Here is a 24,009-nt window from a genome sequence, read left to right as displayed (position 1 = left end):
GATATCTTTAAAAATACTGCAAATGTGTTGCCAAAAGCTCCGGGGTGAGTTTGGTATGAGGCTGATGTTGCTTTAAGTAATACTATGTCCAGAAGTAAACAGGCTGGCACAAGACTACTGTATTCCAATGACGGTAAAATGTATATTACCACGGATCACTATAAAACGGTTCACTATATTGGAACTTTTAAGTAAAGGATGATAGTCAATGGATTCATTACACGAAGAAAGAAAAGAGAAGATCACTTTAGATGTAAGCAATATTCAAGATTCCAACGAACTCCATAACACATTAAAAGAAAATTTTGAGTTCCCGGATTTTTACGGAATGAATTGGGATGCGTTCTGGGATGCTATTACAGGACTTGTCGAACTTCCTAAAACCATAATCTTTGAAGGTTGGGACAATATCGAAGAAAAACTACCAACAGATTCACAAACCTTGGTTAACATTTTTAAAGAATTTAATGAAGAATATCCTTATATGGAATGTGAAGTACTTTATAAAAAATGAATTTCAAAGAAGCCAAATCGGCGTCTTTCTGTACAAACACAACGTTCTACGTAACGAAAAATTCCTTAAAACGGCCGAAGCCATTTTTTGCGTTGCGACTGCGTTGAATATAACGGACATACGGGAGCTTAATGACTTGACTGAAGACGCTGACGAATAGGTTGGCGCCTTTTTAGTGTCGTGAAAACGAAAGGAGGTGAACATAATTAATTGACGTAGTGGCAATCATCGCAACTTGGCTCGGAATTATCAAGCTCATTGCTTCTACGGAGATCGACAGCAAGTTCGTTGTCAATGCGGAAAAATTCGGTCAATCGTCCGTTTCTAAAGCGGCAGAATTTGTTAAACTTGTTAATGGAGAGGAACTAACAGCTGAGGATTTAAAAGGCGCCCCCGATCCCACAGCTAATTCTAGTCAATTTCATACGTCTTCATGGTGGGGATGCCTTAAAGAAAAAATCGGTCCTTGGATTGGCTGGAAGTCTTGCATGGTTTAGTGTGCCGTGCATCGGAAAATAAAGAAAACAAAGGGGATGTTATCACATGAACATGGCTAAATACGGGTCATTCTTTATAATTACTTTGGTGCTGTAATTGATTTTGTTTTTTGTCATTAAAAAAGATACTGGCGTGACTATTATCGATATGGTGGTAATGTCCTTACTGTTAGCGCTCTTCTCGTTTATTTTAGACAAAGTCCTCAGAAAAGAAAAATCAGCATGAAATAAAAATAAAGCGCCGATCAGGCGCCCTTTTTCATTTCTACGGTTTCTTAACGTTAAACATCGCAAACAGCATCTTATCCGGCGCCTTGGACTGTCGATAAAACACATTAGGATTAAACGCATATCGTTCCGTTTCGCTACCGACCTTTATTCGCGCAACAACGAAACCCCCGTCAAATTTTCCTCTGCTCAAGTCGTCTGCCAAGCGTATCCGGCGTTACTCCGATCACAGCCGCTAATTCTTTCTTATTGAACCAACGAATATGCTTCGGATTCTTTGATAGCTTACATCTTAGAAACTCACTGCTCTTTGATTAAAAACTGTTTTGGACTACGACGAAAAAATCACCCTTCGATTAACGAATTGAATCGCGTTTCCTATACCTGGACTAGCATTCGACCAATACGATTGATCATTGTTCGTCGAAATTTCGAACAAAAAAAGACGCGTAACAGTACGCGTCTCGGTCACAACCGTAATCAATCTCCCCATCTATTTTTTAACCATTTCACTATAAAAATACCTTATTTTCACGGGTCACACTCCGCCACACTTAAATCACCGATTATCAATCGTCTCCGGATACAAATCATGATTCATCATCCGGTACTCAGCCATTTTCTCATACTTCGTGCCCGGTTTGCCGTAGTTTGTATACGGGTCGATGGAGATTCCGCCCCTCGGGGTGAATTTGCCCCAGACTTCGATGTAGCGTGGGTCCATCAGTTCAATTAAATCGTTCATGATGATGTTCATGCAGTCTTCGTGAAAATCGCCGTGGTTGCGGAAGCTGAAGAGATATAGTTTCAAAGACTTGCTTTCTACCATTTTTTTATCCGGAATATAGCTGATGTAAATGGTCGCAAAATCGGGTTGCCCTGTTTTCGGACACAGGGATGTGAATTCGGGACAATTGAATTTGACGAAGTAGTCTCTGTTTTCGTGTTTATTTGGAAATGACTCGAGCACTTCCGGAGAGTAGTCGAACAAATAATTGGTCCCTTGATTGCCGAGAAGGGTTACGCCTTCCAGTTCTGATTCTTTTCTTGTCGTCATGTTTCATCTTCCTTTCTTTACACGCCGCGTTTATTTCCCCAGATGAGGGTGTGAAGCTGCGGAAGGACGCGGACGCGGTTTAGTTCAGGGTCTCGCGTGACCGCTTCTACCAGCTCTTCATACTTTTGCAGCAGTTTTTCAACAAGCCGGCTCTGATCCTCGGTCTGAACGTCATCATTTCCGACCTGGAGAAAAAACGGGATCTCTGGATAACGATGGTGGACTTTTTTGGCAAATTGCAGGTCGTCCGCCGTGAAAATGACGACCTTCAGACTTGCCGCGGCCAATCTGCCGTGGTCTTTCAGTTTGCCGATGATATGGTCAAGCTTGTTAAAGTCGGTGTTCATGTTTGAGCTTGGCGGTTTCGGTGAGATGGTCAAATCATCGATATCCGTAAACCAGTCTTGATAAAATGTGCCTTGGGTTTCAAGCGCCGTCCGGATATCGTGTTCTTTCAAAAGGGAGATCAGGGCATCCAGCTGTTTTAAAAGCGCCGGGTTTCCGCCCGAAATCGTCACATGCGAAAAAGCGTTTCCGCCGATTTCTTTCAGCTTTTCGTATACGTCTTCCGCCGTCATCCATTGAATATCTTTTTTGGCCGAACCGTCCCATGTGAAGGCCGAGTCACACCAGCTGCATGAATAATCACAGCCGGCGGTTCTCACAAACATCGTTTTTTGGCCGATGACCATGCCTTCCCCCTGAACAGTCGGACCGAAAATTTCCAATACCGGAATCGGCTTAGCCATGTTGACCACCTGATGTTGGACGGTAGACGACATAGCTTGTCGGGGTTTCCCTGACAAACACCTGAACACAATGCGGGCGGTTTTCAAGCTCCCGTAAATAAGCCTCGACTTTTTCATAAATCGTTTTTGCGACAACTTCAGTCGACGGAATTTGTTCAGGGCTGTCACCGGAAAATTCGTTGTGATCATTTAAAAGCGTATGATCATATTCCCCATGGATCAGTTTTTTAATCGTGCTGAAATTGACGAGAAAACCGGATTCATTTAAGACATCTCCGGCAATCGTGATGTTGATCGTATACGTATGGCCGTGGACCCTGCTGCATGCGCCCGCATCATCCCTCGGAATGAAATGAGCGGCCGACATTTGCATATCTTTATTGAGTTCAAATGCGTACGGGTGGTTTGCTTGCGGGTAGATTTGCGTCAGCATGTTAAGCTCTCTCCCTTTTCATTTTCATGTATTCGTTGTAGCCGTTCGCGCGCAGTTTGCAAGCCGGACATTCGCCGCAGCCGTCGGCGATGATTCCGTTGTAGCAAGTCAGCGTCTCATGTTTGACGAAGTCAAGGGCATCCAGCTCATCTGCCAGCTCCCATGTTTCCGCTTTATTCAGCCACATGAGCGGCGTGTGGATGACAAACGGGCGCTCCATCGCCAGGTTGACGGTGACATTGCATGATTTAATGAACGCGTCACGACAATCGGGATAGCCGCTGAAATCCGTTTCGCATACACCGGTCACGATGTGGCGGGCGCCGACTTGGTAGGCAAGGATGGAAGCAAACGATAAAAACACGAGGTTGCGTCCGGGAACAAATGTGGACGGAAGCTCGCCTTCTTTTGCTTCAATGTCGATGTCATCCCTTGTTAAAGCATTTGGCGCCAGCTGATTCAAAAGCGCCATATCCAACAGATGATGTTTGACACCCAGCTTTTCAGAAATGCTTTTCGCCACTTCGATTTCCTGCTTGTGCCGCTGGTTATAATGAAAGGTGACCGTTTCCACCTCTTCAAATTGTTGCAACGCCCATAAAAGGCATGTGGTGCTGTCCTGACCGCCGCTGAAGACAACGATCGCTTTTTCCTTTTTCATGGTTCCTCCTTCTCCGCTTTCGCCAATGTATTCAAAAGAAGAGATTCGATCTTAAGCCAACGAAAAAACACCTTTCTTTTGTAGGAAAGGTGTTCTAGCAAAAAAACAATAAAAAAGGCCATACCCCAAGGATACAGCTTTCCTTAGTTTTTTATAGAGGGTTTCGCTAGAACCTCTCCCGCGGTTTCAAGAGCGGATTTTGTTCAATTTTCCTTCGCCATCTTATCACAAATCCGGGCGCTCGCCAAGCCCCGGACATTGACGTTTAGCGTTTTGGCACTTTTTTGACGATCAGAAAGAAAATAAAGACAAGGCTGAGCTGGCCGAAGAGCGGATAAATGGTGGAAATCAATTTTCCGTAGCCGATCTGCCCGGTTAAGTAAATCGTCAAGAGAATGAATATGAAGATGTAAACACTTTTTATATGAAGAAATTCATTGATCTGCTTTTCCAGACCGTATAGATTGCCGATGACCGATGTGAACACTTCGCCGAAAATGATAAACAGGTAGATGATATGGACAGAATGCTGGACAATATAGACGACCTGCGCCATCGGAATCTCATATAAAAGAACATCAGGCAATGTTGAAAGTGATAAAAAGCTGGCGATTAAGACAAGTGTGAGCAGCGTCCCTCCGATAAACGCCCCTTTTTTAATCAGCTCTTCCGATTTTAATTCAGAGGCGATCGGCACAAGAACAGCCTGTGCGAGCGACAAATTGAAAGCGCCATATGACACGGCCGACAAGATCCACTCCGTATGACCCGACGTCGACGGCAAAGTATTGACGCTTGGCCCGCCGAAGATAAACGAATCAAACAGAACGATCAATGAAAACAGCAGCAATAAAGGAACGACGACGATATTGACGCCGAAAATCCCCTTTACACCCGTCATCATCACGAACAGGCTTAAGGCGATCGTCACGAGCATCCCCGCCTGATTGGAAAGTCCGAGCTGTTCTTTGAAAAGCGCTCCCGCTCCCGACAGCATCACGGACGTCACGCCAAGCAGTACCATCAGCATGAAGGCGTTGACGAATTTTCCGAGCGTTTCGCCGAACAAATATTTGTTCAGCTCCTGATAAGATTTCGCTTTAATTCTGATGGAGATCAGCATGATTTTCGCGCCGAGAAAAGTAAACATCAGCCCGCTGATCAAAATCCCGGCCAAACCTGTCCAGCCGAACCTTAAAAAAAATTCAACGATCTCTCTTCCCGTCGCGAATCCGGCTCCGACGACAGTTCCGACGTATACAAATGCCAGCTGAAAAGCTGATCCTTGTGATTGGCTCATAACTCTCCCCCGTAAACGAATTCCCTTGCTTCATCATATGAGGCACGTCCCTTAAAAAGAAGGACAACTTCACGACGCAGGAACAAAAAGGAAAAAGCATGATACTTGAAAGTCAAAGATGGTCAAGGTATACTATAGTCAAAGATGGTCAAATGAAGCGACCATTTTTTCAAACACCATTGGTCAAAAAAGGTCAAATTATATTGAAAGGGGTTTTGGCAAATGCGTTGTCAACATTGTCAAACAAATGAAGCGACGATTCGCCTAAACATGCAAATAAACCATACAAAAAAACAAATGGATTTATGTGAAAACTGCTATAAAGAGCTGACTCAGCCTTCCATGTATTCCGGAACCCACTTTTTTGGAGGAGGGTCTTTCTTCAGTCAGCCTGCACAACAACAGCAGCAAACCGCTCGCAAAAAAGGGCAGCTCGATGAACTGGCGGTCAATGTAACGAATGCCGCCCGAACTGGGCTTGTTGACCCTGTGATCGGCCGCGAAGATGAAGTGGCCCGGGTGATCGAAATTTTAAACCGGAGAAACAAAAACAATCCGGTGTTAATCGGTGAACCAGGCGTCGGTAAAACAGCCGTTGCAGAAGGACTTGCCTTAAAAATCGCTGAAGGCAATGTGCCAGACAAGCTGAAAAACAAAGAGCTCTATCTGCTTGATGTCGCCTCCCTTGTGGCGAACACGGGAATCAGGGGACAATTTGAAGAAAGAATGAAGCAGCTGATGAAAGAACTGAAAGAACGAAAAAACGCCGTTCTTTTCATTGACGAAATCCACCTCTTAGTCGGCGCCGGCTCTGCGGAAGGATCTATGGACGCGGGCAACATTCTGAAACCTGCGCTTGCCAGAGGCGAACTGCAAATCATCGGTGCGACGACTCTGAAAGAGTACCGTCAAATTGAGAAGGATGCCGCTCTGGAACGACGCTTCCAGCCGATCATGGTGCATGAGCCGACCATTGAACAGACGACAGCCATTTTGAACGGCCTGAAGGAGAAATATGAAGCATACCACGGCGTTTCCTATACAGATGAAGCTATTAAAGCATGTGTCGTTCTGTCCAGCCGCTACATTCAGGACCGCCACCTTCCCGACAAGGCGATCGACCTGCTCGATGAAGCCGGTTCAAAGGCAAACCTTACAATCGATACGGTCAGCGGTGAAGAAGCGGAAAAACGCCTGAAAGAAATCGAAGCGGAAAAACAAAAGGCGCTTCAGGATGAACACTATGAGCTGGCGGCAAAGCTCCGCGATGAAGAAGAAGCATTGCACGCTAAGCTGGAAGAAAAAACAGCAGCAAAACAGGCCATCGTCGGAGCCGAAGACATCCAGGCGATCATCGAACAAAAAACAGGCATTCCGGTCGGCAAACTGCAGCATGACGACCAGAAAAAAATGAAAGAGCTTGAAGCCAATCTCGCAAGCCGTGTTATCGGACAGGAAGAGGCTGTGAAAAAAGTGGCAAAAGCCGTGCGAAGAAGCAGAGCCGGTCTAAAATCAAAAAACAGGCCTGTCGGTTCCTTCCTGTTTGTCGGTCCGACAGGAGTAGGTAAAACAGAGCTTTCCAAAAGGCTTGCCGAAGAGCTGTTCGGCACGAAAGATTCCATCATCCGCCTCGACATGAGCGAATATATGGAAAAACACGCCGTATCCAAGCTCATCGGTTCTCCTCCGGGATATGTCGGTCATGATGAAGCCGGACAGTTGACAGAAAAAGTCCGGAGAAACCCGTACAGCATCGTCCTGCTCGATGAAATTGAAAAAGCTCACCCTGATGTACAGCACATGTTCCTGCAGATCATGGAAGACGGACGGCTGACGGACAGCCAGGGACGGACGGTCAGCTTTAAAGACACCGTCATCATCATGACAAGCAATGCCGGCGTTTCCGAAAAACGGACAACAGTCGGTTTCAACAGAGAAGAACAGCTGCTGGGTGAACAATCATTGATCGATTCGTTAAGCAGCTACTTCAAACCTGAATTCCTGAACAGGTTTGACAGTATTGTCGAATTCAAGCCTCTTGAAAAAGAAGATCTTGTCAAAATCGTCGACCTGCTTCTGAAGGAGCTTGAAGAAACATTAAGCGATCAGGAGCTGACACTTACGGTTTCAGACGAAGCAAAAGAAAAAATCGCCGAAATCGGATGTCACCCTGCATTTGGTGCGCGTCCTTTAAGAAGAACGATTCAGACAGTAGTCGAAGATCAAATGACCGACCTGCTGCTTGAAGAAGAAAATATTTCCGGTTTTCACGTTACAGCGGAAAACGGCGATATTGCGGTGCAATCCGTATAACACATGCGGCTTCCATGTTGGAAGCCGCTTTTTATAATACATAAGACTCCACTAAATTAAAAATTTTTCCATCTATTCATCCTAAAGTCCCGTTTCAGCTTGATTTCTCAACAATTTCTGAAACGCTCTAAAGTTCCGATCGACCGGCACCGATATTAACGATAGAAAAGTTAGTTAAAAGGAATTGGTGAAAAAAATGGACAAAACATCGTTAATTGGAATCATTTTAGCTATCATCGGAGTAGGTGTCGGCATGGTGATGAAAGGTGTCAGCCCGTCCGTTCTGGTCAACCCGGCGGCATGGCTGATCATACTTGTCGGGACAATCGCCGCGGTTACCATCGCTTTTCCAATGCGCGAATTAAAAAGGGTTCCCAAGCTCTTCGGCATCTTGTTTAAAGAAAGAAAGTCGATCGAAATCAACGAGCTGATCCCCATGTTTTCTGAATGGGCGCAAATCGCCAGACGCGAAGGCCTTCTCGCATTGGAAGCGAACCTGAATGAAATCGATGATCAATTTTTGAAAAACGGCATGAGCATGGCGGTAGACGGACAGAGCGCTGATTTCATCAGGGACGTTCTGACCGAGGAAGTGGAAGCAATGGAAGAACGGCATCAGGTCGGGGCGGGCATTTTTACCCAGGCAGGCACATATGCACCGACATTGGGCGTTTTGGGAGCCGTTGTCGGGCTGATAGCCGCGCTTGCGGACATGAGCAACACTGAAGCGCTGGGACACGCGATCAGCGCAGCCTTTGTCGCCACCCTTCTCGGGATTTTTACAGGCTATGTGTTATGGCATCCTTTTGCCAATAAATTAAAACGGAAATCCAAACAGGAAGTGAAAGTCCGCGAAGTGATGATCGAAGGAATTCTTTCCATATTGGAAGGACAGGCTCCAAAAGTCATCGAACAAAAGCTTCTCATGTATGTCTCTCCTAGCGAGCGCTCCAGCATCGTGATTCCTGAGGGAGACAAAGGGGAAACGAATAATGGCTAGAAAAAAGAAGCATAAAGACCATGAAGAACATGTAGATGAGTCCTGGCTCATCCCCTATGCCGACTTGCTCACACTTCTCTTGGCCCTTTTCATCGTACTGTTTGCCATGAGCTCGATCGACGCCAAAAAGTTCGAAATGCTGTCCAAATCGTTCAATGCCGTGTTTACAGGCGGTACAGGAATGATGGATTATTCGAGCTTCACAGAGCCGAAAACAAGCACAACCGAGGAAGGGAAAAGCCCTGATGAGCCGAAAGATATAGCGAAAATCCAAAAAGAAAAGGACAGGCAGTCGCTGAAAAAAATTCAGGACCATATCAACCAGTTCATCAAAAAGAAAAACCTTGAAAAACAGGTGAACACAAAGCTGACAGACGAAGGGCTTCTTCTCTCAATCGAGGACAATATTTTCTTCGATTCAGGGAAAGCCGAGATTCGCCCGCAGGATGTCCAGCTTGCCAAGGAAGTGTCCGACCTTCTCGTGCTCAATCCGCCGCGCAATATCGTCATCAGCGGACATACGGATAACGTGCCGATTAAAAATTCTCAATTTAAATCAAACTGGCATTTAAGCGTCATGCGCGCTGTCAACTTCATGAGCCTCTTGATCGAAAATCCAAAGCTCGATCCGAAGATATTCAGCGCTAAAGGCTACGGAGAATATAAACCGATCGCTCCAAATGACACGGAGGAAGGAAGAAGAAAAAACAGGCGTGTTGAAATTCTGATCCTGCCGATCGATGTCAAAAATGTAAATAACGAAAAATAAGGAAGCTGCGATTGGGCAGCTTCCTTATTCTTTGTTTTGATAAAAGTGCTTTGCGTTCAGACCTACTTTTTTCAGCATGTCGATACAGGCTTCCTTTTCTTCAGCGCTCAGGACACTGATCATTTGATGCAGTTCTTCGGCATGTCCGGGAAAAATCTGCTCAAGGAGCTTGATGCCTTTGTCGGTGATTTGCGCATAAGTGACCCTTCGATCGGTTGTACAGGCTCTTCTTGCGATCAGCTGCTTTTGCTCCAGCTTGTCAACCACATATGTAATGCTCCCGCTCGCCAGAAGAATCTTATCCCCTATTTGCTGCAGGGGCTGATCCCCTTTGTGATAGAGAAGCTCTAATACAGCAAATTCTGTCGGATTCAGACCATGCTTATGAATATGTTTATTCATATGATCATTAATTGATCTGTACGCTCGTGATAATACAATGAATAATTTCAATGACTGTTCCTGTTCTCTATTGCTCATATCTCTCATCTCCAAAGAAACAACTACAGGAAAACATTAATAAACTATGAGGAAAATGTCAACTGTTAACATTCAAACCATGTTATGATGATAGCAAATGAACCTCAAATAGATATTTTCGGAAATTCCCCGGTATTGTGTCCTATTTTCAATGTATTGGTTATCTTTTCTATAAATCGGCTCTTACTAGTGATATAATACCTCTATTCCTGTATCGATTGGGAGAGAGTAAAACATGCGCAATTTAAAAAAGATATGGAAGAAAATCAGGCTGTATTTAATCCTTGTTTTGATTCCGGCCTTTATTATAAGCTTTTTTATATACGAACAAGAGCGTGAAAACATTACTGATAAACACCGCCAGACGGCAACGCTTATGCTGAATATCCATCGAAACCAGATCAATTATTTGATCGGTGAAACCGAAGCAAGGCTCAGTTCCCTAGCAACGGCTCTCAACCATCCTGTCGACGAAAAACATATCAAACATATCCTGACGGAAACATACAAAAAAGAGCCGCGCTTTTCAGCATTGTATCTATTAAATGAAAACGGCGATGTCATGGTCAGTACGATGCCCGTAAAAGAAAAGAAGCCGGTGTCGTACAAGGACATTCTCCAAAAGGCGAAAAGCTCCAAGAAATCCGTGATTACCGATGACGCAAGCATCATGACGGACAAGCTGGAATTGAATATTTTTACTCCGGTCTTTAATGACAAAGGGAAGACGACAAACTTTTTATTAGCCTCGATTCGCATCGATTATTTGAAAAACATTATGAATGTGCTAAGCCCCGAGCTTTATATCAAAATTTTGAATCAGAAAAACCAGGTCCTTTTCACAGCCGGGCACTCACCCCCTGAAAAGCCGGAAGGCGGTACTGTCGATGCTTTTTTGGACCAGATCGACTGGAAGCTTGAAGTCTATCCTGAACCCGTCCAGCTAAACGAAATTGTTTACAGCCTTCTATTGTCCTTTTTAAGCATCTTTATACTGCTCAATATTTTATTCGTGCTGCTCCAATATGTATTGCTTAAAAGGCGGACGAAGCAGGAACGCGCCCAGAATGAAGCGCAAAAGCTTGAATTGATCGGCACACTGGCGGCGAGCACCGCTCATGAAATCAGAAATCCGCTGACCGGAATCAGCGGGTTCATCCAGCTGCTTCAGAAAAAATATCAATCTGCTGAAGATCAAATGTATTTCTCGATCATCGATCAGGAAATCCGGCGGATCAATCAGATCGTCAGTGAGTTTCTGGTGCTTGGGAAGCCGACTGCCGAGCAGTGGCAGTTAAACACCTTGAATGAAATGATTGACGAAATTATGCCGATCATTCATTCTGAAGCCAACCTGTATAATGTTGAGGTGGAATTCAAAGATCTTGCGGAAGGCCCGTCTTTCGTTTTTGTAAGAAGGACCATATTAAGCAGGTCGTTTTAAATGTCGCTAAAAACGCATTGGAATCAATGAAAAACGGCGGGAAATTGCTGATCAAAATGGATCAGGATCAACAGGCTGCGAAAATTGTGGTGAAAGATGTTGGAGAAGGCATTCCGAAAGAAATGATGGAGAAGATTTTCCAGCCTTTTGTCACGTCTAAAGATAAAGGCACAGGGCTCGGCCTTGTCGTGTGCAAGCGAATCATCTCCATGTATGGGGGAACGATACATATCGAGAGCGAACGGCATAAAGGAACAACCGTCACAATCACGCTTCCGACATCAAAAGATCAAAATGGCTGATATGCTTACCGCTCGCGAAAAGAGCTTCCGTTAATGGCAGCTCTTTTTCATGGACTTGGATCATGCCGTATATTTTTCAAGGATCAGACAGCTGATGCCGTCTAAAACATGGGGCAATGGCTTGTCTGATGAATAATGATCATTCATTGTCATTTTTTGATATTGATAGATCAACTGGTCTAATTCCTGACTCTGTTTAATTGTCTCATCCCCTGTATATCCGTAGACTTCAGCAGCTTCGACCATCATTTGCCGCTTTTCATTGATGGAGGCCAACAGCGCTTCTTTCTCTAAATACCTTTGCATACGCTTCACCCCTTACCGCGTTAAAGTTTCGAGATTCATCCAGATTTTGCGTACTTGAGCATTATTACAGATTATACTTATTTTGTAAACCTATTTTCCGAAAAAATATTTTGAAATCAAGTATAATAGATTTGTTGAATCATTCCCTTGAATGAAATATGGTAAACACCGAAATGTTTTTTCCTTTTAAAGGAGGTCTTTTGATGAAAAAACCTATTTCAAAACTAACGGCTTTCTTCGCTGTAAAAGAAGCGCGCTCCGGTCTGATCCTGTTTTTCAGCGCCTTTAAAGCGTGGAGAAAAGGAGAATATCCGCTTTTTCCTAAAAGAACGATTTTTCTGGCCGCTTTGGCTTTCATTTATGTGCTGTCACCGATTGATTTGATTCCGGACATTATCGCAGGGGCTGGCTGGCTTGATGATGCGGCTGTTCTTGCCTTTCTTTTCAGACAAATCGCCAAAGAACTGGCTGAATTTGACGCCCTGCACGAGAAAGGAGGCGGCGCAAAATGATTGATGGTCTTAATCATCTGTTATTTTCAGTCTCCGACCTAAAGGCGTCCATCGCTTTCTATGAAAATGTGTTTGATGCAAAATGGCTCGTCAAAGGCGAGAAAACCGCGTACTTTGATCTAAACGGCATCTGGCTCGCTCTGAACGAGGAAAAGGATATTAAACGGACTGAAATCCGCGACTCATACACACACATTGCCTTTTCGATCAAAGAGGAAGATCTCGATCATTGGGAGACGAAATTAAAAGATTTGGGCGTGAATGTGTTAAAAGGGAGAAAACGCCATCAGGGTGATAAAGATTCGATTTATTTTTCCGATCCGGACGGACACAAATTCGAGCTCCACACCGGCTCTGTCTTCGACAGACTCGAATACTATCAAACAGAAAAGCCTCACCTTTCATTTCATGAGGGCCATATTCAAGCGCTATACGATAAAAACAAATAAAAACAGCGCCCTAAGCGGCGCTGTTTTTATGACTGTTTAACCTGTTCTCTTTCATAGATCGGCACCCAGCCCTCGGTCGTCACAAATATCCTGACGGCTACGACTTTCCTGTCTTCTTGAAGCGTGAAGTAATGGCGGGTGTTTTCCGGAACAGAGATCAAATCGCCGGGGCTCAATAAACAATCGAAAAATACGCCGTCTTTTCCTTCAATCGCAAAGATGCCGTGGCCGCTGACGATAAACCTGACCTCATCATCTGTGTGGTGATGCTCCTGTTTAAAGTTTTTCAGAAGTTCATCCAGTTTTGGATTTTCATCAGAGAGCGAGATGACATCTTGCGCCTTATAGCCGCGCCGCTCGGAAATGTCTTTGATCTCACTTTGAAAACTATTTAAAATCTCCTGTTTTTCCGCGTCTGTTAAATCGTATTTTTCCCTTAAACCTGCAGACAGTTTCGTGATATCCCATTGTTCGTAAATCACACCCTGCTGATCGAGGTACTTTTTCACCTCTTCACTGTTTTCGATCACCGTGTTTTGCTCATCATGGATACGGATTGTTGCCATGTGCGTTTCTCCTCCTTTTTCAAACATACGCATGTCTGAAAGCTTTTAATTTTAAATGCCAGCTGAACAAAAATTCATAAGCTTCAAGAAACCGCTTTGCTTCAAATGCCGTTTTCCCCCAGACGGTAATGCCGTGGTTCCTGATCAAGACGGCGCCGGAATCGCCTGTCAGGTGAGCGGCAAAATCAGCCGCCAAGTCCGGAATATGGGCGGTATTTTCGATAATCGGAATGGTGACTGCGGCGTTTTCCTCCCATATCCCGAGCGCTTTAATGATTTCCTGCCCTTTAAAAGTGATTTGCTGCTCTTTTGCATAAAGTTCTGAAATCACGTTATTGTCGACGGTATGAACATGAAGACAGCTGCCTGCGTTTGTTTTTTGATAGACATACGCATGGAGCAGCGTTTCCGCCGACGGCTTCAGGGAGTGGCCGCTTTCTGCAGGATTGCCTTCTTGATCCACCAGCAAAAAATCCTCGTCCGTCTCTTTTCGTTTGTCTTTTCCGCTGGCCGTCACCAAAAAGCGAAGCGGAGCCTCCGCTACTTTGATTGAAAGGTTGCCGCTTGTCGCCGGAAACCAGTCTCTTGCCGCGAGCTCCCTTTTTACTTCGGCAAGCTCCTGCCTGCGCTGTTCTCTAACAGCCATTCCTTCACCTCCCGGGTTTCTTCTAGGGCGCGCTTCACATCGTGAAAATCCTGAAACGCGAGATGGTTCAAATGCAGAGCCTCACATTCCTTCAGCAAATAATCACGGGCCATGCACAAATCAGAACGCTTTGCAGCCTCAACATCCGTGACGGAATCCCCGATCATCACGAGAAAGTCATCTTCCCCTTTCAGCCTTCGAATGATGGAAGGCTTGCAGCAGCCGCATTCGTTTTCGCACTTATCATCACACAGATGCGGCCAATCAATCGCGATGCTCTCGCCAGTAAAATCCGCCTTGTTGCAATAGATGCGCTCCCTTTCCACGATCCCTTCAAGCAAAGGATAGACGAAGAAATCCATGCCTCCGCTGACGACGTAAAAGGGAATCCCGCACTCATCAAGGAATGCAACAAACTCCTTAAAACCGGCGCGGATCTCCGCTTGCTCGAGTACAAATGCCGTCATCTCTTCCCTGAGGCTGCTCTCCAGAAGGGCAAACATGCCGCCGACTCCCTCTTGGATCGATATTTCCTTGGAGAGAACACCGTCTTTTAAGGCAATCCATTCGTTTGGAGCGAATTGTTTCATGATGCTGATGATGTTGTCGTTCGTTGTAATCGTCCCGTCAAAATCGCAGATGATCAGCGGCTTTCTCATACGGGAATCTCCACTTTCCCCCATTTATCCAAAGCGAGCTTTAAATCGCGGGACCGTTTTGCTTTTTCTTCGACAGGTTCGCCTTGAAGAACGGCTTCTATGATCGCTCTAAACGCCCTGCCCCCGCCTGTTGCTCCGTTTGGATGGCCGTGAATTCCGCCGCCCGCATTGATGATGTGGTCAATACCGAAGTCTTTCATCAAAAGCGGAACCATGCCTGGGTGTATGCCGGCCGACGGCACGGCAAATGACGGCTGAAAAACATCCTCTTTCGTGCATTCATCATGAATGGCGAGCGCTTCCCGCTTTTCGAGCGCGACGCTTCCGTACGGGGAAGGAAACAGGCTGAAATCCGCCCCCAGATAACGGGTCAGCTTTCCCAGCAAAAGCGAATGGGAAAAACCGTAATACGGCGAAGAAGCCAATGCGCCGCTGACGGCCGGATGAGCCATGATCGCAAGCGGAATTTCGTCGTCTTCGGCCAGGCTTTGGAGGACGTCCAGCCCATAGGCAAACACATTGAACAGCAAAACGTCGGCCCCAAGCTCAGCGGCCTTTTTCGCTTTGTCTTTCAGCTCCATCGTCCTTCCTGTCAGATTGACGGCGTAAAGCGTTTTGTGTCCGGTTTCTTCATAGGTGCTTTGCAGCACTTTTTTCCCTTCGGTGATCCGCTTTTCAAAAGGAGCGTTCCCGGTTTCAAACAAAATCTCATCATCCTTGATCAAATCGACACCGCCGAGCGCCTGCTGCCTCAGCTGCTCCTTCAAATCTTCCATATCGCGGCCGATGACGCCTTTGAAAATGCTCATCAGAAGCGGCCTTTCAAATTCGCCGATCTTTTTGCGGATGCCGTAGATCCCGAATTTCGGTCCCGGCAGCGATTGCTTAAAGTCGTTTGAAAACGAAAGATCCGTCAATTTGATTTTCCCGTCAAGCGACAGCTTGCCAAAAACGGTCGTCAAGACAGCCGGAATATCCCTCGTAAAATTGGCTTCCGGATAGGCGATCGTGACCACCGCCTGTTTCTCCCCGCGGGCGCCTTCCGTTTCTTCAACGCGGACGACGCGTCCTTTGTGCTTTTTTAATTGTTCCTGTTTCAGCTGCGGCAAATCCGTCCAGGATCCCACCGTCAGGCCGAGCGCAATTTGCTCCGCCCGTATTTTTGGATCGCCTCCGGGATCTGTCAGGACATATGTTGCCAAAAGTTCACTCATGCTCTTTAGCTCCTTCCTGTTTCCCATGCATACAAAAAAACCTCTTTTTGCGGCTGTGCTAAAAAGAGGTTTCGTTTCTCACTTCGAATCCTTATCTCTCAGCGCCAGCTGCAAGAATTAGCACCGTGCTTAAAAAGTCGGTTGCCGGGCTTCATCGGGCTCGTCCCTCCACCTGCTCTTGATAAGAATATTGATTTTTATAAATTATTTTGAATTATCCCACCGTTTTCCTTAGTTGTCAATGAGGGACTGCCGATTTTTTGAAAATGTTCAGCCTGGCGATCCTGCTTGCCGCTTCACGCAAGCGTTCCTCACTTGTAAGAAGACCGACTCGTACATAGCCTTCACCATGCGGACCGAATCCGATGCCCGGCGCTGTCGCGACATTAGCCTTCTCCAGCAGCAAATCCGAAAATTCTTCAGATGTAAAGCCTTCGGGGACGGGCATCCAGGCAAAAAAGGAGCCTTCCGGAAACGGGGCGTCCCAGCCGATATCCCGGACAGCCTTGATCCAGACGTTCCGCCGTTTTTCATATCGTTCATTTTGCACGTTCACACAGCTTTGATCTGCGAGAAGCGCGACGGCGGCTGCATCCTGCACCGCTTTAAAAAGGCTGACATACATATGGTCCTGGTAGAGATTCAGCGCTTCGATCACAGAGGCGTTTCCGACCGCAAATCCGACTCTCCATCCCGCCATATTGTAGGTTTTGGACAGCGTATAAATTTCGATCCCGGCTTCCTTAGCGCCGTCTGTTTGCAGAAAGCTCACCGGCTTTTGGCCGTCATAGCCGATCGCCCCGTAGGCAAAATCATGAACGACACAAATGCCGTGCGCTTTGGCAAACCCGACGGTTTCTGCAAAAAACGCCGGTGTGGCCTGAGCTCCGGTCGGGTTGTTCGGATAGTTCAAATACATCAGCTTCGCTTTTTCTTTTAGCTCAGAGGGAATGTCGCTGTAGTCGGGCAGAAAATGATTGTCCGCGGTAAGCGGCATCGTTTCCATCTTCGCTTTGGCCAGCTCAACACCCGACCAGTAATCCGGATATCCCGGGTCGGGAACGAGCACGGTATCCCCCGGATTTAACAGGCATTGCGGCAGCTCTACAAGGCCCGCTTTTCCGCCGAACAATACGGCAACTTCCCGCTCAGGATCAAGGGAAACACCATACTCCCTTTGATAAAATTCGGCTGCCGCCTCTTTCAGCTTGCGGCTCCCGCGAAAGGAAGAATAGCGATGATTTTCAGGATGATGCACGGCTTTTGCCATCGCTTCAACAATATGATCCGGTGTCGGCTGATCAGGGTTTCCCTGGCCGAGATTGATGACATCATGACCCGCTGCCATCTTTTCATTCACCTTTTTGACCAGTGATGCAAAAAATTGTTCCGGAAGCTGTTTCAGCACATCAGAAAACTCAAATTTCATTTTTTTCACCCGCTTTGAAAAATTCTTGAAATGATAGTCCATCATCATATATTGTTAAAGGTAAATTGTAAAGCAAAAAATGAGGTGAATAAGAGTGAAGCGGACGATTTCCTGCCTGCAATTCGATATCGCATACGGCAATCCTTCGGAAAATCTCAAAAAAGCGGAGCGGCTGATCGAAGCGGAAAGCCGGCATGCGGATATCCTCGTTCTCCCCGAGCTTTGGACGACAGGCTATGATTTAAAAAAACTCGATGAAATCGGCGACGATGAAGGCGAACAAACGAAAGCATGGCTCAGGAAAACGGCAAAGGCCAACCATGTCCATATTGTGTGCGGATCAGTCGCCGTCAAGAAAAAGGACGGCGTATACAATACGATGTATATCGCGGACAGACACGGGCAATTGATCAAAGAATACAGCAAAGTCCACCTTTTTCAGCTGATGGATGAGCATCTCTATTTATCCGCCGGTTCCGCCGACGGCGGCTTTGAGATTGAAGGCACACCTGCCGCCGGTGTCATCTGCTATGACATCCGTTTTCCGGAATGGATCAGAAAACACACCTCAAAAGGAGCGGGCATCCTCTTCGTGGCGGCGGAATGGCCCCGGCCGAGGCTTGATCATTGGCGGAGCCTTCTAATCGCGAGAGCTATTGAAAACCAATGTTTTGTCGCCGCCTGCAACTGTTCGGGGAAAAATCCGGAAAACGAATTTGCCGGCCACAGCATGATCATCGATCCGCTCGGACGGGTTCTTGCAGAAGCAGGACACGAAGAAACGGTCATCAGCGCCGAAATCGATCTTAAGGACATCGAAAAAACGAGAGGGCACATTCCGGTTTTTGAAGACATCCGCAAAGATTTATATTAAAAAGTATTGACAAATAATCAATGATACTGGTAACATGTTCAGCAACTGACCGAACTGAAATTTCAAAATTTTATATTGATTTCTCTTATCGAGAGTTGGGTGAAGGACTGGCCTTATGATCCCAACAGCAACCGACCGTAATACCATTGTGAAATGGGGCGCGAGCATTTTGCGCCGCTAGGGCACGGTGCTAATTCCATCAGATTTGCATTCTGAGAGATAAGAGAGGCGTGCGCGACGATCAGCCTCTTTCTCTCGATGAGAAAGAGGCTTTTTATTTTGTTAACGACTTTGAGGGGGAATTTTAAAATGACCGTAACGAAAACCGCAACCTACGAAATCCTGACAGAAAGCTCTGCGGCCGCGCTCGCCGTCCGGCTCGGACTTTTTTCAAGCAAAAGCACTTTGACATGCCGGGAAATCGGCGACGGCAACCTGAACCTCGTCTTCCGCGTGTATGATCAGGAGCAAAAGAAAGGCTTGATCATCAAGCAGGCCGTTCCGTATGCGAAAGTCGTCGGCGAAAGCTGGCCGCTGTCATTGGACAGGGCGAGAATTGAAAGCAGCGCACTGATCCGGCAGGCTGAGCACGCACCACACCTTGTGCCCAAAGTGTATTACTCGGATACAGAGCTGGCCGTCACCGTGCTGGAGGATCTGTCCCATTTGACAATCGCCAGAAAAGGACTGATCGAAGGGTACGATTATCCGCATTTGTCAGAGGATATCGGTGAATTTCTCGGAAAAACGCTGTTTTACTCGTCTGACTATGTATTGGATCCAAAAGTAAAAGAGCGTTTGTGCAAGCAGTTTATCAATCCTGATTTATGCGACATTACAGAAAACCTTGTTTTCACAGATCCATTCTTCGACAATGAAACAAATGATTTTGAGGAAGAGCTGCGCGGTGAAGCGGAGAAGTTATGGGGCAATGGTGCCTTGAAGCTTGAAGCGGCAAAGCTGAAAAAGCGTTTTATAACCTCGTCGGAAACGCTCATTCACGGCGATTTGCATACCGGAAGCATTTTTGCCGGTGATGCCGAAACGAAAGTCATCGATCCTGAATTTGCATGTTACGGTCCGATCGGTTTTGATATCGGCCAGTTTATCGCCAATCTGTTTTTAAATGCTTTGGCCCGCGAAGAAAACAGACGCGGCCCGCTGTACAGCCATGTTGAAACCGTATGGAACACATTCAGCCGCACATTCAGCGAAGCATGGGAAAAAGACAGCCTTGATCAGTACAAACACGCGCCCGGACGACTGGAAGCAACACTGAAACAAGCGCTGGAGGACGCCGCCGGCTTCGCCGGCTGCGAACTGATACGCCGGACGATCGGGCTTTCCCATGTCGCCGATCTGGATACGATCGCCCCATTTGACAGACAGATCCGGCAAAAAACGCTCGCATTGAGAACAGGCGCGGCATTAATTGAAAAACGCAGCAGTTTCCGGACGCCTAAAGATATCATTGAAGCGTTTCAGAGCTTGCTTTAGGGAGTGACTAACATGCCAGAACAATTTGCAGTTCCCCGCTCTGTGGAGTGGACAGAAACATCGGTAAAAATTTTAAATCAGCAAAAGCTGCCCGAGAAAACGGAATATCTCAATTTGACGACACAGGAAGACATCTATGATGCGATCCGGTCGCTGAAGGTGCGGGGAGCTCCGGCCATCGGCATCACAGCGGCGTTCGGGCTTGCGCTTTGCGCCCAACAAATCGAAACGGCGGATGTTTCCGAATTCCAACGAAAGCTTGCCGAAATCAAAAATGTGTTAAACGGCGCGAGACCAACAGCCGTCAATTTATCATGGGCCTTAAACAGGCTGATGAAAAGCGCTGAAGGCGCCCGGTCTGTGAATGAAGCAAAAACCGATCTCATCCATGAAGCGATTCAGATTCAGATTGAAGATGAGGAAACATGCCGGCAGATCGGGCAAAATGCTTTGCAGCTGTTTAAATCCGGTGACAATATCATGACGATCTGCAACGCCGGATCGATCGCGACAAGCAGATACGGAACGGCTCTTGCCCCGTTTTATCTGGCCAAAACAAAAGATCTTGACCTTCATATTTACGCCTGTGAGACGAGGCCCGTCTTACAGGGCGCGCGCCTGACGGCATGGGAACTCATGCAGGGCGGGATCGACGTCACGCTGATCACCGACAGCATGGCCGCACATACGATGAAAGAAAAAAACATTTCTGCTGTCATTGTCGGAGCAGACCGGATCGCAAAAAACGGAGACACAGCCAATAAAATCGGAACCTATGGGCTGGCGATACTCGCCAATGCCTTTCAAATTCCGTTTTTCGTTGCCGCTCCCCTGTCAACTTTTGATATTTCGATTTCGTGCGGAGACGCCATTCCGATTGAGGAACGCGATCCAGATGAAGTCAGACAGATCGCAGGGACACGGATCGCGCCGCAGGAGGTGCCTGTGTTCAATCCGGCTTTCGATATCACTCCGAATCATCTGATCTCGGGGATCATTACAGAAAAAGGGATCATCACAGGCCATTATACAGAAGAAATCGAAGCGCTTTTTTCCGCTAAAGCTAACGTGTAGGCAGCTTTAGCGGATTTTGATGAATTTCATAATGTCTTTTTTTTGTTCTTTTGTCAGGACATGCAGTTTGACGAACAATTCGGTGTAGCCGACAATTTTTTGCGGGCGGTTTGTTTTCATTGATTCGTCCTCCTTTTTTACCAAGACCAACATTTTTAGCTTAATAAAATTATATGTCGCCGACAAAAAAAAGCAACGGCGCGCTTGCATTATTTTCCTTTATAAGGAATATTCTCGAGCTCAAGCAACACCGCTTTTTTATCTGTTTCATTTCCCGCATACCCTGTCAGCGTCTTGTTTTTTCCAATGACGCGGTGGCAGGGAATCAAAATCGGCAGCGCGTTTTTTTTGTTTGCTTGGCCGATTGCCCGGACGGCTTTCGGATTTCCGATGGCACAGGCAATATCGTGGTAGCTTCGTGCTTCACCGTAAGGAATGGACTCCAGCGCTTTCCACACTTTTTTCTGAAAAACCGTCCCCTCCTGATCGATCGGCAGTAAAAAGGTTTGGCGCTCGCCCCGGAAATATTCTTCAAGCTGACGCTTCGCATCCAGCAATAGCGGCGTTTTTTTGGGCATGAGCTCTGCATCTTTTTCCCGCAGATTCTCCAATTCCTCCTGATTCAAAAGCACATGTGTAATGCGGCCGTTCTCCTCGACGATATATGCTTGTCCAAAGGGCGAACTGAACTCAATATAAAAACTCACGATGTTATAAAGCCTCCTCCTCATGCTGTTGTCTGATCGGAAGTGTCAGGTGAAAGGTCGTGCCTTTTCCCTCCTCACTTTCGACCTCAATTTTTCCTTTGTGTTCTTCAATAATTTTATAGCTGACCATCAGGCCAAGTCCAGTGCCCCGTTCTTTTGTTGTATAAAAAGGCTCGCCAAGCCGCTTCAATTTGTCTTCCGTCATGCCGATCCCTTCGTCGGCAAGCGATATGAGGATATGATCGTTCCCCTTCGGCTTGATCGACACATAGACATTGCCGCCGTCCGGCATTACTTCGATCGCATTTTTCAAAATGTTGATAAAAACCTGTTTCAGCTGATTCGGCTCGCAGTAAATCAGCGGAATTCGGCCGTCACAGGTGAGGTGCATCTGCACATTGTCCAAGTTGGCCTGCGCATGCAGAAGATCCATTGTATCCTGCATAATTTTGACGACATTTTTTTCTTCGTACATGATCGCCTGCGGCTTTGCCAGAATCAAAAATTCCGTAATAATTGATTCAATCCGCTTTAATTCAGAGGTGATCACATTAAAATAGAGCGAGTGATCCTCTTTGATGCTGCCTTTCAGCAATTGGATAAACCCTTTTAAAGCCGTCATTGGATTGCGGATTTCGTGGGCGATTCCTGCCGCAAGCTCTCCCACCACATGAAGCGTATCCGATTTGCGTAGCCGTTCTTCCAGCTCCCTCCGTTCAGTCACATCTCTGAGCATTGCCAAATTCATGTTTTGGATAATGTTGCGCTTAAATGAAAACTCCAAAATTCGTTTTTGATCGGTTAACAGAAACGGAATATCATTGTCCATTTCCTCAAAGGAGATCGCTGCTGCGGGAGAGGCTGCATTTTCTATTCTGTAGGCGGAAATGACGTCAAGAAGGCTCGCTGTTTTCAGCTCGTCAAGGGGGAGGCCGAGGATCTTTCCGGCCAGGGGATTCGCGTCAATAATCTCATACTGATTATTGAAAAGGACAATCCCGTCCATTGAACCGTTGAATACTTTTCTGAATTTGAGCTCGCTTTCCCGCAATTCTTTCTCCATCCGCTTCCGGTCGCTCACATTTCTTAGGATGGTGAGGTGCTGGCTGTTAAACATGATGCGCTTCGCCGTAAACTCGAGTTCCTTATATTGTCCGTTGCCCATGCGAAACAGAAGCTCTTCCCGGATTTCTCCTTTTTCACTGTACCGTTTCATAATGGAATGATAGCGCTTATCATTTTTATCAACAAAATCGGTCATTTTTTTGTTGATCAGCTCATCCATCGGCACTTCAAAGATCTTGCATGCCGACTGATTCGCCTTGACGACCCGCCCGTCAGTGCCCATAAGGACAATGGCGTCCATCGCATTTTCAAACACTTCCCTAAACCGTTCTTCACTTTTGAACAACTGTTTTTCCATCGAGCGTTTTTCGGTAATGTCCCTCATAATCGACATATAAAAGCCGTTTAAAATATTCGATGTGATCGTCAGTTCAAACAGCCTGTTTTCCCCTGATCTGAGCCGGACCGGCAGCTCTCCTTTTGCTTTTCCTTTGCGAAAAAGGGCGCTCCAGATTTTTTCGAGCCTGCCGCTGTTTTCCGTGGAGACGAACTGTGAGAGCCGCAATTTGGAAAGCTCGTCTTTTTTGATCTCAAAGCTTTGGCAGAAAGAATGGTTGGCATCGATAAAACAGCCTTGTTTATCAAAAATGACGATCCCTTCGACCGCCCTGTGAAATAAATCTTTAAATAGCTTTTCATTGATCGTGCGTTCACGTTCAAGGATCTTTTTTGAGGAAATGTCCCTCATGACCACAAAAAAACAGTCTTCACCGATTCCTTTACTGGCAGTAAACTCTATGTATTTGACGGAGCCGTTATCAAGTCTGATCGCGACCTCTTTTTTCGCATATCCCCGCTCCAAAAAACGGCTGATGTTCTGATTTAATTCATCAGGCGGTACAGCGTGAACAAAATCGAGCGCCGGGCGGTTCAGCAAATTCTTTTTTTTGCTTTGCAGGATGTTGCAGGCCGCATCGTTCGCCTGAACGATGTTCATCTGCCGATCTAAAATAAAAATGGCGTCAAGCGTTCCGTTAAACAACAGCTCATACTGGTGCAAATCCGCTTTTAGCTTTTCGTTTTCTTTTCGAAATTTCTCCAGCTGTTTTTTCAGATTCAAGGATTCTTCCAAATCAAGAGTCTCCTCCATTAGCTACACTCCTTCCCTGAACACCTATCCTCCATTAATTCTACAAACCGGCACATCTTCCTTCATATGTTTCAAACTTTTACAAGCTTTCCACCCGTTTTACAGAAAGATGAC

The 24,009-nt window shown here is 46.3% G+C and carries 24 protein-coding genes, 1 pseudogene and 3 riboswitches; of the genes and pseudogenes, 11 read left to right on the top strand and 14 right to left on the bottom strand.

Translation table 11 applies throughout. The features are described 5' to 3' along the window. Positions 1-208: 208 nt before the first annotated feature. On the top strand, positions 209-514 hold the full coding sequence (locus tag M654_RS09770) for a barstar family protein (RefSeq protein ID WP_026586725.1): 306 nt from the start codon (positions 209-211) through the stop codon (positions 512-514). Between the two features lie 218 nt (positions 515-732). Then, complete coding sequence (locus M654_RS09765; RefSeq protein WP_051290362.1) at positions 733-1,011, top strand: hypothetical protein; 279 nt, start codon at positions 733-735, stop codon at positions 1,009-1,011. Positions 1,012-1,798: 787 nt separating this feature from the next. Here the strand turns inward: M654_RS09765 and queF are convergent. From queF to M654_RS09735, 5 genes are all read right to left on the bottom strand, one after another. Then, on the bottom strand, positions 1,799-2,296 hold the full coding sequence (gene queF, locus M654_RS09755; protein ID WP_026586724.1) for a preQ(1) synthase: 498 nt from the start codon (positions 2,294-2,296) through the stop codon (positions 1,799-1,801). A gap of 17 nt (positions 2,297-2,313) precedes the next feature. Further along, positions 2,314-3,045: a 7-carboxy-7-deazaguanine synthase QueE gene (gene queE, locus M654_RS09750; protein WP_026586723.1), complete on the bottom strand. Its 732-nt coding sequence runs from the start codon at positions 3,043-3,045 to the stop codon at positions 2,314-2,316. After that, the gene (queD, locus tag M654_RS09745) at positions 3,038-3,478 is read right to left on the bottom strand and encodes a 6-carboxytetrahydropterin synthase QueD (RefSeq protein ID WP_026586722.1); all 441 of its coding nucleotides are present in this window, start codon (positions 3,476-3,478) and stop codon (positions 3,038-3,040) included. Before queD ends, queE begins: the two co-directional genes overlap by 8 nt. 1 nt (position 3,479) lies before the next feature. Continuing rightward, entirely contained in the window at positions 3,480-4,139 is a 660-nt protein-coding gene (queC, locus tag M654_RS09740) for a 7-cyano-7-deazaguanine synthase QueC (RefSeq protein ID WP_026586721.1), read from the bottom strand. 137 nt (positions 4,140-4,276) lie between these two features. Then, positions 4,277-4,321: riboswitch (PreQ1 riboswitch) on the bottom strand. A gap of 83 nt (positions 4,322-4,404) precedes the next feature. After that, complete coding sequence (locus M654_RS09735; protein WP_026586720.1) at positions 4,405-5,439, bottom strand: YkvI family membrane protein; 1,035 nt, start codon at positions 5,437-5,439, stop codon at positions 4,405-4,407. A gap of 222 nt (positions 5,440-5,661) precedes the next feature. Between M654_RS09735 and M654_RS09730 the strand changes: the two genes are divergently transcribed. The 3 genes from M654_RS09730 to motB all read left to right on the top strand — a co-directional run bounded on the left by M654_RS09730 (position 5,662) and on the right by motB (position 9,521). Beyond that, positions 5,662-7,752 carry an ATP-dependent Clp protease ATP-binding subunit gene (locus M654_RS09730; protein ID WP_026586719.1) on the top strand — a complete coding sequence of 697 codons (2,091 nt, stop codon included), beginning with the start codon at positions 5,662-5,664 and terminating at the stop codon, positions 7,750-7,752. A 196-nt stretch (positions 7,753-7,948) separates the two neighbouring features. Next, positions 7,949-8,752 (top strand): flagellar motor stator protein MotA, encoded by an 804-nt coding sequence (gene motA / locus M654_RS09725; protein ID WP_026586718.1) that lies wholly within the window; start codon positions 7,949-7,951, stop codon positions 8,750-8,752. Further along, positions 8,745-9,521, top strand: a complete 777-nt coding sequence (motB, locus tag M654_RS09720; RefSeq protein ID WP_026586717.1) for a flagellar motor protein MotB — start codon at positions 8,745-8,747, stop codon at positions 9,519-9,521. Before motA ends, motB begins: the two co-directional genes overlap by 8 nt. Before the next feature lie 24 nt (positions 9,522-9,545). Here motB and M654_RS09715 read toward each other — a convergent pair whose 3' ends face one another. After that, positions 9,546-10,001 (bottom strand): MarR family transcriptional regulator MhqR, encoded by a 456-nt coding sequence (locus M654_RS09715; protein WP_026586716.1) that lies wholly within the window; start codon positions 9,999-10,001, stop codon positions 9,546-9,548. Between the two features lie 235 nt (positions 10,002-10,236). On the opposite strand from M654_RS09715, the pseudogene M654_RS09710 reads away from it, so the two are divergent. Further along, positions 10,237-11,747 (top strand): annotated as a pseudogene (locus M654_RS09710) (ATP-binding protein). Between the two features lie 60 nt (positions 11,748-11,807). Here the strand turns inward: M654_RS09710 and M654_RS09705 are convergent. Then, positions 11,808-12,053, bottom strand: coding sequence for an aspartyl-phosphate phosphatase Spo0E family protein (locus M654_RS09705; protein ID WP_026586715.1), 246 nt, complete (start codon positions 12,051-12,053; stop codon positions 11,808-11,810). 203 nt (positions 12,054-12,256) lie between these two features. On the opposite strand from M654_RS09705, the gene M654_RS09700 reads away from it, so the two are divergent. Together M654_RS09700 and fosB are read left to right on the top strand one after the other, a co-directional pair. After that, entirely contained in the window at positions 12,257-12,565 is a 309-nt protein-coding gene (locus tag M654_RS09700; protein ID WP_236251225.1) for a YkvA family protein, read from the top strand. After that, positions 12,562-13,014: a metallothiol transferase FosB gene (gene fosB, locus M654_RS09695; protein WP_026586713.1), complete on the top strand. Its 453-nt coding sequence runs from the start codon at positions 12,562-12,564 to the stop codon at positions 13,012-13,014. Before M654_RS09700 ends, fosB begins: the two co-directional genes overlap by 4 nt. A gap of 26 nt (positions 13,015-13,040) precedes the next feature. Here fosB and M654_RS09690 read toward each other — a convergent pair whose 3' ends face one another. From M654_RS09690 to M654_RS09670, 5 genes are all read right to left on the bottom strand, one after another. After that, positions 13,041-13,580: a 1,2-dihydroxy-3-keto-5-methylthiopentene dioxygenase gene (locus M654_RS09690; protein ID WP_026586712.1), complete on the bottom strand. Its 540-nt coding sequence runs from the start codon at positions 13,578-13,580 to the stop codon at positions 13,041-13,043. Positions 13,581-13,599: 19 nt separating this feature from the next. Continuing rightward, a complete protein-coding gene (locus M654_RS09685) occupies positions 13,600-14,226 on the bottom strand; it encodes a methylthioribulose 1-phosphate dehydratase (RefSeq protein WP_026586711.1) in 627 nt (208 codons plus the stop codon). After that, positions 14,184-14,885: a 2-hydroxy-3-keto-5-methylthiopentenyl-1-phosphate phosphatase gene (mtnX, locus tag M654_RS09680; RefSeq protein ID WP_026586710.1), complete on the bottom strand. Its 702-nt coding sequence runs from the start codon at positions 14,883-14,885 to the stop codon at positions 14,184-14,186. Before mtnX ends, M654_RS09685 begins: the two co-directional genes overlap by 43 nt. Continuing rightward, on the bottom strand, positions 14,882-16,099 hold the full coding sequence (mtnW, locus tag M654_RS09675; protein WP_081692830.1) for a 2,3-diketo-5-methylthiopentyl-1-phosphate enolase: 1,218 nt from the start codon (positions 16,097-16,099) through the stop codon (positions 14,882-14,884). The genes mtnX and mtnW overlap by 4 nt, the downstream gene beginning before the upstream one ends. An 88-nt stretch (positions 16,100-16,187) precedes the next feature. Continuing rightward, positions 16,188-16,287, bottom strand: a riboswitch (SAM riboswitch). A 50-nt stretch (positions 16,288-16,337) separates the two neighbouring features. After that, positions 16,338-17,528 carry a pyridoxal phosphate-dependent aminotransferase gene (locus M654_RS09670; protein ID WP_026586708.1) on the bottom strand — a complete coding sequence of 397 codons (1,191 nt, stop codon included), beginning with the start codon at positions 17,526-17,528 and terminating at the stop codon, positions 16,338-16,340. A gap of 94 nt (positions 17,529-17,622) precedes the next feature. On the opposite strand from M654_RS09670, the gene M654_RS09665 reads away from it, so the two are divergent. The 3 genes from M654_RS09665 (at position 17,623) to mtnA (ending at position 20,973) form a co-directional block, all read left to right on the top strand. Further along, positions 17,623-18,402 (top strand): carbon-nitrogen family hydrolase, encoded by a 780-nt coding sequence (locus tag M654_RS09665; protein WP_026586707.1) that lies wholly within the window; start codon positions 17,623-17,625, stop codon positions 18,400-18,402. Between the two features lie 82 nt (positions 18,403-18,484). Continuing rightward, positions 18,485-18,628: riboswitch (SAM riboswitch) on the top strand. A gap of 83 nt (positions 18,629-18,711) precedes the next feature. Next, positions 18,712-19,899 carry an S-methyl-5-thioribose kinase gene (gene mtnK, locus M654_RS09660; RefSeq protein WP_026586706.1) on the top strand — a complete coding sequence of 396 codons (1,188 nt, stop codon included), beginning with the start codon at positions 18,712-18,714 and terminating at the stop codon, positions 19,897-19,899. 12 nt (positions 19,900-19,911) lie between these two features. Next, positions 19,912-20,973, top strand: coding sequence for an S-methyl-5-thioribose-1-phosphate isomerase (mtnA, locus tag M654_RS09655; protein WP_026586705.1), 1,062 nt, complete (start codon positions 19,912-19,914; stop codon positions 20,971-20,973). A 209-nt stretch (positions 20,974-21,182) separates the two neighbouring features. Here mtnA and M654_RS09650 read toward each other — a convergent pair whose 3' ends face one another. Further along, positions 21,183-21,680, bottom strand: coding sequence for a methylated-DNA--[protein]-cysteine S-methyltransferase (locus M654_RS09650; protein WP_026586704.1), 498 nt, complete (start codon positions 21,678-21,680; stop codon positions 21,183-21,185). 4 nt (positions 21,681-21,684) lie between these two features. Then, positions 21,685-23,895 carry a PAS domain-containing sensor histidine kinase gene (locus tag M654_RS09645; RefSeq protein ID WP_026586703.1) on the bottom strand — a complete coding sequence of 737 codons (2,211 nt, stop codon included), beginning with the start codon at positions 23,893-23,895 and terminating at the stop codon, positions 21,685-21,687. Positions 23,896-24,009: the final 114 nt, after the last annotated feature.

The organism is Bacillus sp. NSP9.1, from assembly GCF_000465465.2.
GTDB classification, from domain to species: Bacteria; Bacillota; Bacilli; order Bacillales; family Bacillaceae; genus Bacillus; species Bacillus sonorensis_A.
Note: the sequence above shows the minus strand (reverse complement) of the source record. Positions and strands in the feature narration are given on the sequence as shown.

Excerpts from the sequence above, each read along its gene's own strand:
- M654_RS09685 (WP_026586711.1), bottom strand. The coding sequence starts at position 14,226 with ATGGCTGTTAGAGAACAGCGCAGGCAGGAGCTTGCCGAAGTAAAAAGG.
- queE (WP_026586723.1), bottom strand. The coding sequence starts at position 3,045 with ATGGCTAAGCCGATTCCGGTATTGGAAATTTTCGGTCCGACTGTTCAG.
- M654_RS09770 (WP_026586725.1), top strand. The coding sequence starts at position 209 with ATGGATTCATTACACGAAGAAAGAAAAGAGAAGATCACTTTAGATGTA.
- M654_RS09735 (WP_026586720.1), bottom strand. The coding sequence starts at position 5,439 with ATGAGCCAATCACAAGGATCAGCTTTTCAGCTGGCATTTGTATACGTC.
- M654_RS09705 (WP_026586715.1), bottom strand. The coding sequence starts at position 12,053 with ATGCAAAGGTATTTAGAGAAAGAAGCGCTGTTGGCCTCCATCAATGAA.
- mtnX (WP_026586710.1), bottom strand. The coding sequence starts at position 14,885 with ATGAGAAAGCCGCTGATCATCTGCGATTTTGACGGGACGATTACAACG.
- queD (WP_026586722.1), bottom strand. The coding sequence starts at position 3,478 with ATGCTGACGCAAATCTACCCGCAAGCAAACCACCCGTACGCATTTGAA.
- queF (WP_026586724.1), bottom strand. The coding sequence starts at position 2,296 with ATGACGACAAGAAAAGAATCAGAACTGGAAGGCGTAACCCTTCTCGGC.
- M654_RS09690 (WP_026586712.1), bottom strand. The coding sequence starts at position 13,580 with ATGGCAACAATCCGTATCCATGATGAGCAAAACACGGTGATCGAAAAC.
- M654_RS09670 (WP_026586708.1), bottom strand. The coding sequence starts at position 17,528 with ATGAAATTTGAGTTTTCTGATGTGCTGAAACAGCTTCCGGAACAATTT.
- M654_RS09700 (WP_236251225.1), top strand. The coding sequence starts at position 12,257 with ATGAAAAAACCTATTTCAAAACTAACGGCTTTCTTCGCTGTAAAAGAA.
- mtnA (WP_026586705.1), top strand. The coding sequence starts at position 19,912 with ATGCCAGAACAATTTGCAGTTCCCCGCTCTGTGGAGTGGACAGAAACA.
- mtnK (WP_026586706.1), top strand. The coding sequence starts at position 18,712 with ATGACCGTAACGAAAACCGCAACCTACGAAATCCTGACAGAAAGCTCT.
- mtnW (WP_081692830.1), bottom strand. The coding sequence starts at position 16,099 with ATGAGTGAACTTTTGGCAACATATGTCCTGACAGATCCCGGAGGCGAT.
- motA (WP_026586718.1), top strand. The coding sequence starts at position 7,949 with ATGGACAAAACATCGTTAATTGGAATCATTTTAGCTATCATCGGAGTA.
- M654_RS09645 (WP_026586703.1), bottom strand. The coding sequence starts at position 23,895 with ATGGAGGAGACTCTTGATTTGGAAGAATCCTTGAATCTGAAAAAACAG.
- fosB (WP_026586713.1), top strand. The coding sequence starts at position 12,562 with ATGATTGATGGTCTTAATCATCTGTTATTTTCAGTCTCCGACCTAAAG.
- queC (WP_026586721.1), bottom strand. The coding sequence starts at position 4,139 with ATGAAAAAGGAAAAAGCGATCGTTGTCTTCAGCGGCGGTCAGGACAGC.
- M654_RS09730 (WP_026586719.1), top strand. The coding sequence starts at position 5,662 with ATGCGTTGTCAACATTGTCAAACAAATGAAGCGACGATTCGCCTAAAC.
- M654_RS09715 (WP_026586716.1), bottom strand. The coding sequence starts at position 10,001 with ATGAGCAATAGAGAACAGGAACAGTCATTGAAATTATTCATTGTATTA.
- motB (WP_026586717.1), top strand. The coding sequence starts at position 8,745 with ATGGCTAGAAAAAAGAAGCATAAAGACCATGAAGAACATGTAGATGAG.